Below are 7,385 nucleotides of genomic sequence, written 5' to 3'. Positions count from 1 at the left end.
CCCGCGGCACTGACCGGCGCGCGGCCCGTGGCACTGACCGGCGCCCGGCGCGCGGTGCCGAGCGCAGCGCGGCGGGCGGTGCCGAGCGGACCGCGATACTCGCGCGCGCCGGAGGGCCCGGGGCCGGTAGCCTCGGGTCTGTGATTGACCTGCGAGCTCTTCGAGAGGATCCCGAGCGGCTGCGCGCCTCGCAGCGCGCCCGCGGTGAGGATGACGCCGTCGTCGACCGGCTGCTGGACCTGGACGGGAGGCGGCGCTCCGCGCTGACCTCGTTCGAGCAGCTGCGCGCCGAGCAGAAGAGTTTCGGCAAGTCGGTGTCGCGGGCGCAGGGCGACGAGCGGCAGGCGCTGCTGGCCCGCGCGAAGGAGCTGGCGCAGCAGGTCAAGGACCGGGAGGCGGAGGCCGACCGGCTCGGCGAGGAGCTGGACGCGGCGCTGAAGGGCGTGCCGAACCTGATCGAGGAGGGCGCCCCGCCCGGCGGCGAGCAGGACTTCGTCGTCCTGGAGCACGTCGGCGAGCCGGCCGCGTTCGACTTCGAGCCGAAGGACCACCTGGAGCTGGGCGAGAGCCTCGGCGCGATCGACATGGAGCGCGGCGCGAAGGTGTCGGGCGCGCGGTTCTACTACCTGACCGGGGTGGGCGCGCGGCTGCAGTACGCGCTGCTGAACCTGGCGATGGAGCAGGCGGTCGCGGCCGGGTTCGTGCCGATGTACCCGCCGGTGCTGGTGAAGCCGGAGGCGATGGAGGGCACCGGGTTCCTCGGCGCGCACGCCGCGGAGGTGTACCAGCTCCCGCAGGACGAGCTGTACCTGGTGGGGACGTCGGAGGTGCCGCTCGCCGCGTACCACATGAACGAGATCATCGACGAGCTGCCGCGGCGGTACGTGGCGTGGTCGTCGTGCTTCCGCCGCGAGGCCGGCTCGTACGGCAAGGACACGCGCGGCATCATCCGGGTCCACCAGTTCGACAAGGTGGAGATGTTCTCCTACTGCGATCCGGCGGACGCGCACGCCGAGCATCTGCGGCTGCTGGAGTGGGAGAAGGAGATGCTCGCGAAGGTCGAGATCCCGTACCGGGTGATCGACGTCGCGGCGGGCGACCTCGGGGCGAGCGCGGCGCGCAAGTACGACTGCGAGGCGTGGGTGCCGACGCAGAACACCTACCGGGAGGTGACGTCGACGTCGAACTGCACCGAGTTCCAGGCGCGGCGCCTGTCGGTGCGGCACAAGGACGCCGACGGGAAGAACCAGCCGGTCGCGACGCTGAACGGGACCCTCGCGACGACGCGGTGGATGGTCGCGATCCTGGAGAACCACCAGCAGGCGGACGGTTCGGTGCGCGTCCCGGAGGCGCTGCAGAAGTTCCTGGGCCTGGAGGTCCTGGAGCCCGTCAAGCGCTGATCGAGCATGTGAAAGGGCCCGTCCGGGAGCGCCGGACGGGCCCTTTCCGCTACTGAAGGAGCTGCTTGCGCAGCGCGGCCTGCGTGGCGGCGTCGATGCCGAGGCCCTTGGCGACGAACGCGCCGAACGTCCCGTAGTCGCGCTTGATCTGGTCGAACGCGGTGTCCAGGTAGGAGGCGCGGACGGTCAGGAACGGCTCGACGAGCGCCGGGTCGATGCCGAGCTTCTGCAGCTCGGCGAGCTCGGCGGCGTTCTGGTCGGCGAGCTCCTCGTTGGAGCGCAGGTAGTCGGCGTACACCTGGGTCTTCGGGACGCCGAGGATGGTGAGCAGGATCGCGGTCATGACGCCGGTGCGGTCCTTGCCCTCGGTGCAGTGATAGAGGACGGGGCCCTGGCCGGACGCGATGCGGGTGAGCGCGGCGGCGAACTGCTTGCGGGAGTCGGGGTCGTGGACGAACCCGCGGTACGACAGCGCCATGAACTCGCCGGGCTTGTCCTGCGCGAGGACCGCCTTGAGCAGGTCGGGGACCATCGTCAGGAGGGTCGGCGAGAACGCGTTGATGTTCGCGGCGACGGGCGTGACGCCGGCGGGCAGCTTGTCGGCGCCCGACATGCCGACCTCGAGCTGCGAGCGGAAGTCGACGGAGGCCGTCAGCCCGAGCCGCTGGAGCTGCGCGACGCCGGTCGCGGTGACCTTGCTGAGCGACGCGGACCGGTAGACGAGGCCGTAGCGGACGTGCCGGCCGTCCTTCGACGCGTAGCCGCCGATGTCGCGGACGTTGACGGCGCCGTCCACCGCGACGTCGCGGACGGCGGAGGCGGTGGGGGCGGCCGCGGGTGCGGCGGACGCCGGGGCCGGGAGGGTGAACGGGGCCAGCGCGACGGCGCCCGCGAGCGCTGCCGACACCAGGCGGGGGGTTCGGGGGGTCATCTGCTGCCTTCCGCACGCGGGGGGAGGGGAACGTGAAGAAGTTTCGGGTGGACCCACACCCTAGGTGCGCGACGCACGGGACGGAAGGGGCATGGCGGGAACAGGCCGCGAACACCGGGTTGCTCCCGTCCGCCCGGGCCCGGATGCCGGACGGACGGGAGCAACCGGACGGACGGGAGCAACCGGGCGGATGTCCCGTCCGACCCGTCGCCTAAGGTGAGTCCGAGCCGACCTGGAAGGTGACATGACCGAACCTGCGCCGCGCGTGATCGCCACCGACCTCGACGGCACGATCGTGCGCTCCGACGGGACCATCTCCGCGCGCACCGTCGCCGCCCTCGCGCGCGTCGAGCGCGCCGGCGCGATGCTCGTCATGGTCACCGGCCGGCCCCCGCGCTGGATGACGGAGATCGCCGCCGCCGTCCGCCACCACGGCCTCGCCATCTGCGCGAACGGAGCCCTCGTCTACGACCTGCACACCGAGACCGTCGTGCACGCCCGGCAGATCCCGCCGGGCGTGCTCGCCGAGACCGTCGAGCGGCTGCGCGGCGTCTCGCCCGACTTCCGGTTCGCCGTCGAGTACCCGGACGGGTTCGTCTTCGAGACCAGCTACGACCTGTCCAACTGGGACGCGGAGGCGCTCGGCGGCCGGCCCGCCGACGGCGCCGAGCTCGTCGCCCGGCCCAGCACCAAGCTGCTCGCCTTCCACCCCGACGCCGACCCCGACGAGCTCGCCGCGCGGGCCGTGAAGGCCGTCGGCGACCTCGTCACCGTCACCCACTCGTCCGGGCGCGGGCTGCTGGAGATCAGCGCGCACGGCGTCACCAAGGCCAGCGCCCTCGAAGCGCTGTGCGCCGAGCACGGCATCGGCGCCGCCGACGTCACCGCGTTCGGCGACATGCCCAACGACCTGCCGATGCTCGCCTGGGCGGGCACCTCGTACGCGGTCGCGAACGCGCACCCGCTGGTCCTCGCCGCCGTCACGCACACCACGTCCCGCAACGACGACGATGGCGTGGCCCGGATCCTGGAACGCCTGTTCCCGTGACGACGGCCGCACCCCCGCGCGGCGGGGATGCGGCCGACGTGACGGCGTCCCAGGCGTCCTACAGGTAGGGGCCGGACGAGCGGGGCCCCTGGTCGTCCTGCTGGTCCATGCCCTGCGGCATCATGCCCGCGGGCAGCGCCCGGCGCATCTGCTCCAGCTGCGCGCGCGCCGCCATCTGCTGCGCGAACAGCGTCGTCTGGATGCCGTGGAACAGCCCCTCCAGCCAGCCGACGAGCTGCGCCTGCGCGATCCGCAGCTCCGACTCGCTCGGCACGGACTCGTCGGCGAACGGCAGCGACAGCCGCTCCAGCTCCTCGACCAGCTCCGGGGCCAGGCCGTCCTCGAGCTCCTTGATGGACGACTTGTGGATCTCGCGCAGCCGGGCCCGGCTCGCCTCGTCCAGCGGGGCGGCCTTGACCTCGTCCAGCAGCTGCCGGATCATCCCGCCGATCCGCATCACCTTCGCGGGCTGCTCGACCATGTCGGTGATCGACTTGCCCTCGTGCTCGCCGCCGTCGCCGGCGCCCTCCATGGCGATGCCGTTCGGCCCCACCACGAGCACGTGCGGTTCCTGTTCCGACTGGTTCTTCGAAGGCTCGCTCATATCTCCCTCATCTCACACGGTCAGCAGGATCTTGCCGACATGGCCGCTCTGCTCCATCAGCCGGTGCGCCGCGGCGGCGTCGGCCATCGGGACGCGCCGGTCGACCACCGGGCGGACCTCCCCCGACTCCAGCAGCGGCCACACGTGCTCGCGGACGGCCGCCACGATCCCCGCCTTCTCCTCCAACGGACGGGACCGCAGCGCCGTTGCGTGGACGAGCGCCCTCTTGCGCAGCAGCGCGTTGATGTCCAGCTCCGCCTTCGTCCCGCCCTGCAACCCGATGATCATCAGCCGCCCGCCGGTCGCGAGGGCCCGGACGTTGCGCTCCAGGTACTTCGCGCCGATCACGTCCAGGATCACGTCGTACGGGCCGCTCTCGACGAAGTCGTCCTCGCGGTAGTTGACCACGACGTCGGCGCCCAGCTCGCGGCAGCGGTCCGCCTTCTCCGCGCTGCCGACGGTGCAGGCCACTTTCGCGCCGCGCGCCTTCGCCAGCTGGATCGCCAGCGTGCCGATGCCGCTGCCGCCGCCGTGCACGAGGAACGTCTCCCCGGCGCTCAGCCCCGCGAGCATGAACACGTTCGACCAGACCGTGCACGCCACCTCCGGCAGCCCGGCCGCGTCCACGAGGTCCACGCCGCGCGGCACCGGAAGCACTTGCGACGCGGGCACCGCGACCCGCTCGGCGTAGCCGCCGCCGGCCAGCAGCGCGCACACCTCGTCGCCCGGCGCCAGGCCGGTCACGCCGTCGCCCAGCGCGGCGATGCGTCCCGACACCTCCAGGCCCGGATAGGGCGAGGCGCCTTCGGGCGGGTTGTAGAAGCCCATCCGCTGCATGACGTCCGCGCGGTTCGCCGCGCTCGCCGCCACGTCGATCAGCACTTCACCGGGCCCCGGCTCCGGATCGGGCACCCGCGTCCACTCCAGGACGTCGGCGTCCCCCGGCTCGCGAATCACGATCGCATGCATAACGGTCACGCTACCGGGCGGCGGGCCGGAGCACCGTCGCCGCCGCCGGACACCGCGCCGACCTGCATGCTCCCGCCCTCCTCCGCGTCCCTCCGCCCGGCCCACCGGGGAAAAGTGGATCTACGGACGGGATGCGTGGTATTGACGCGCGGGTATTCTGCGTGGGGGTCGTTTTGCCCTCCTGCTCCGTAATGATCATCAGAGGTGTGCCCGAGGGGAGAAATCGGTGGCGAGGAACGAGCACGACGGGCGTTCCCTTGAGGAGCGGCTGGCCTCCCTCGACGCGATGAGCGGCGAGACGACGGGGCCGTCCGACACCCCGCCGGCCGCCACCGAGGGCGAGCGGCCGGCCGGGCAGGCGCCTCCCGCGCAGCCCGAACAGCAGGGCCCGCAGCCGGGTGAGCAGCCTGAACAGCAGGGCGCGCAGCCCGCGCCGGGCGCGCAGCCCGCACAACCGTCGGCGGCGCAGCCCGAGGGCGCGCCCGGCGACCAGGGGCAGCAGCCCCCGCACGACCCGAACGCCAACCCGTGGCTCGCCGCGCCGCCGCTCCAGCCCCCGGAGAGCTTCGGCCCGGAGAGCTTCGGGCCCGAGAACTTCGGCCCGCTGCCGCCCGCGCCGGGCGCGGCGCAGAACCTGCCGCCCTACGACGGCGGCCCCATGCCGCAGCCCTTCGAGGGCGGCATGCTGCCCCCGCCGTACGCCGGCGGGTACCAGCCGTTCGAGCCGCAGCAGCCCTGGGAGACCGGCCCGCCGCAGCCGTACGACGCGGGCAACGGGCAGGGCGCGCCGCCGCTCGACCAGCTGCCGCCCTACCTGCCCGACCAGCCGTTCCCGCCCCCGCCGGACCCGAACGCGGGCGGCGCCCAGCCGTTCCCCGGCGAGGCGAACGGCGCCCAGCCCTTCCCGCCGGACCCGAACGCCCAGCAGTTCGCGCCGGACCCGAACGCCCAGCCCTTTCCACAGGATCCGAACGCCCAGCCTTTCCCGCCGGACCCCAACGCTCAGCAGTTCGCGCCGGATCCGAACGCGCAGCCGTTCGGCCAGGACCCGAACGCCGGGCAGCCGTTCCCGCAGGACCCGAACGCGAACGTCCAGCCGTACGCGGTCGACCCGACCACCGGGCAGCCCTACCCGCAGAACCCCGGCGCCGCCCAGCCCTACCCCGTCGACCCGACCACCGGGCAGCCCTATCCCGTCGACCCCAACACGGGCCAGCCGTACATGGTCGACCCGAACACGGGCCAGGCCTACCCGATCGACCCCGCCACCGGCCGGCCGTACGGGCAGCTGCCGCCGGGCGGCGACCCGGCCCAGCCGCAGCAGGGCTACGCCTACCCGCAGCCCGGCCAGCCGCCGCAGCCGGGCCACCCCGGGCCGTACCAGCAGGTCCCGCCGGGCCAGCCGTACCCCGGCCAGCCGCAGCAACAGCAGCAGGCCGACCCGAAGAGCACCGACAGCCTCAGCTCCGAGAACCTCCTCGGCGAGCGCCGCATCGCGCCGTCCTCCGGCTGGCGGCGCGCGGTCTACAAGGCCACCGGCGGCAGCGTCCACCCCGGCGAGTCGCAGGGCGAGCTGCGCCGCAAGGACCTCATCGCCCGCGCCCGCACCCCCGTGGCGGGCGGCCACCACCGCGTCGCGGTGATGTCGCTGAAGGGCGGCGTCGGCAAGACCACCACCACGACCGGCCTCGGCTCGATGCTCGGCTCGATGCGCGGCGACACCGTCATCGCGGTGGACGCCAACCCCGACCGCGGCACGCTGTCGGACAAGGTCCGGCTGGAGACCGCCGCGACGGTCCGCGACCTGCTCAACAGCCGCGACAAGATCCAGCGGTACGCCGACGTCCGCGCGTTCACCTCGCAGAACGCCGCGCGCCTGGAGGTGCTCGCGTCCGACCGCGACCCCGCGGTCAGCGAGGCGTTCAGCGCCGAGGACTACGAGGCCGTCGCCGCCGTCCTGGAGCAGTACTACTCGATCTGCATCACCGACTGCGGGACGGGCCTGCTGCACTCCGCGATGTCCGGGGTGCTGCGGCTCGCCGACCAGCTCGTCCTGGTCAGCTCCCCGTCGGTGGACGGCGCCCGGTCCGCGAGCGCGACCCTCGACTGGCTCGAGGCGCACGACCACGGCCACCTCGTCCGCAACGGCGTCGTGGTGCTGTCGATGGTCCGCAACCGGACGCGCAGCCAGGTCGACCTGGACAAGCTGCAGGCGCACTTCGAGAGCCGCTGCCGGGCCGTCGTCCGCATCCCCTACGACGACCACCTGGAAGAGGGCGCCGAAGTGGAGCTGGAGCAGCTCGCGCAGGCGACGCGCGAGGCGTACCTGAACCTCGCCGCGATCGTCGGCGACGGCTTCGCCTACCCCCGCCCCGACCGCTCCACCTGACCCGGCCTTCGGACCGCTCCGCCCGGCCCGGCCCGCGCTTCGCC

6 protein-coding genes are annotated in these 7,385 nt (G+C 73.4%); 3 read left to right on the top strand and 3 right to left on the bottom strand.

Annotation, left to right across the window (positions count from 1 at the left end):
- Positions 1-140 precede the first annotated feature (140 nt).
- Entirely contained in the window at positions 141-1,400 is a 1,260-nt protein-coding gene (serS, locus tag F9B16_RS29045) for a serine--tRNA ligase (RefSeq protein WP_151543392.1), read from the top strand.
- Positions 1,401-1,449: 49 nt separating this feature from the next.
- Here serS and F9B16_RS29040 read toward each other — a convergent pair whose 3' ends face one another.
- Positions 1,450-2,331 (bottom strand): tyrosine-protein phosphatase, encoded by an 882-nt coding sequence (locus tag F9B16_RS29040; protein ID WP_151543391.1) that lies wholly within the window; start codon positions 2,329-2,331, stop codon positions 1,450-1,452.
- A 244-nt stretch (positions 2,332-2,575) separates the two neighbouring features.
- Between F9B16_RS29040 and F9B16_RS29035 the strand changes: the two genes are divergently transcribed.
- Positions 2,576-3,379: a Cof-type HAD-IIB family hydrolase gene (locus tag F9B16_RS29035; RefSeq protein ID WP_151543390.1), complete on the top strand. Its 804-nt coding sequence runs from the start codon at positions 2,576-2,578 to the stop codon at positions 3,377-3,379.
- Positions 3,380-3,437: 58 nt separating this feature from the next.
- Here the strand turns inward: F9B16_RS29035 and F9B16_RS29030 are convergent, their stop codons facing one another.
- Both F9B16_RS29030 and F9B16_RS29025 read right to left on the bottom strand, forming a co-directional pair.
- Positions 3,438-3,983 carry a bacterial proteasome activator family protein gene (locus F9B16_RS29030; protein WP_151543389.1) on the bottom strand — a complete coding sequence of 182 codons (546 nt, stop codon included), beginning with the start codon at positions 3,981-3,983 and terminating at the stop codon, positions 3,438-3,440.
- A gap of 12 nt (positions 3,984-3,995) precedes the next feature.
- Positions 3,996-4,952 carry an NAD(P)H-quinone oxidoreductase gene (locus F9B16_RS29025; protein WP_151543388.1) on the bottom strand — a complete coding sequence of 319 codons (957 nt, stop codon included), beginning with the start codon at positions 4,950-4,952 and terminating at the stop codon, positions 3,996-3,998.
- A 226-nt stretch (positions 4,953-5,178) separates the two neighbouring features.
- On the opposite strand from F9B16_RS29025, the gene F9B16_RS52940 reads away from it, so the two are divergent.
- Positions 5,179-7,341, top strand: coding sequence for a MinD/ParA family ATP-binding protein (locus F9B16_RS52940; protein WP_225992029.1), 2,163 nt, complete (start codon positions 5,179-5,181; stop codon positions 7,339-7,341).
- The last annotated feature ends 44 nt before the right edge of the window (positions 7,342-7,385 follow it).

It is taken from the genome of Actinomadura montaniterrae (genome assembly GCF_008923365.1).
Taxonomy (GTDB): domain Bacteria; phylum Actinomycetota; class Actinomycetes; order Streptosporangiales; family Streptosporangiaceae; genus Spirillospora; species Spirillospora montaniterrae.
This window is presented reverse-complemented; position numbering and strand designations above follow the sequence as displayed.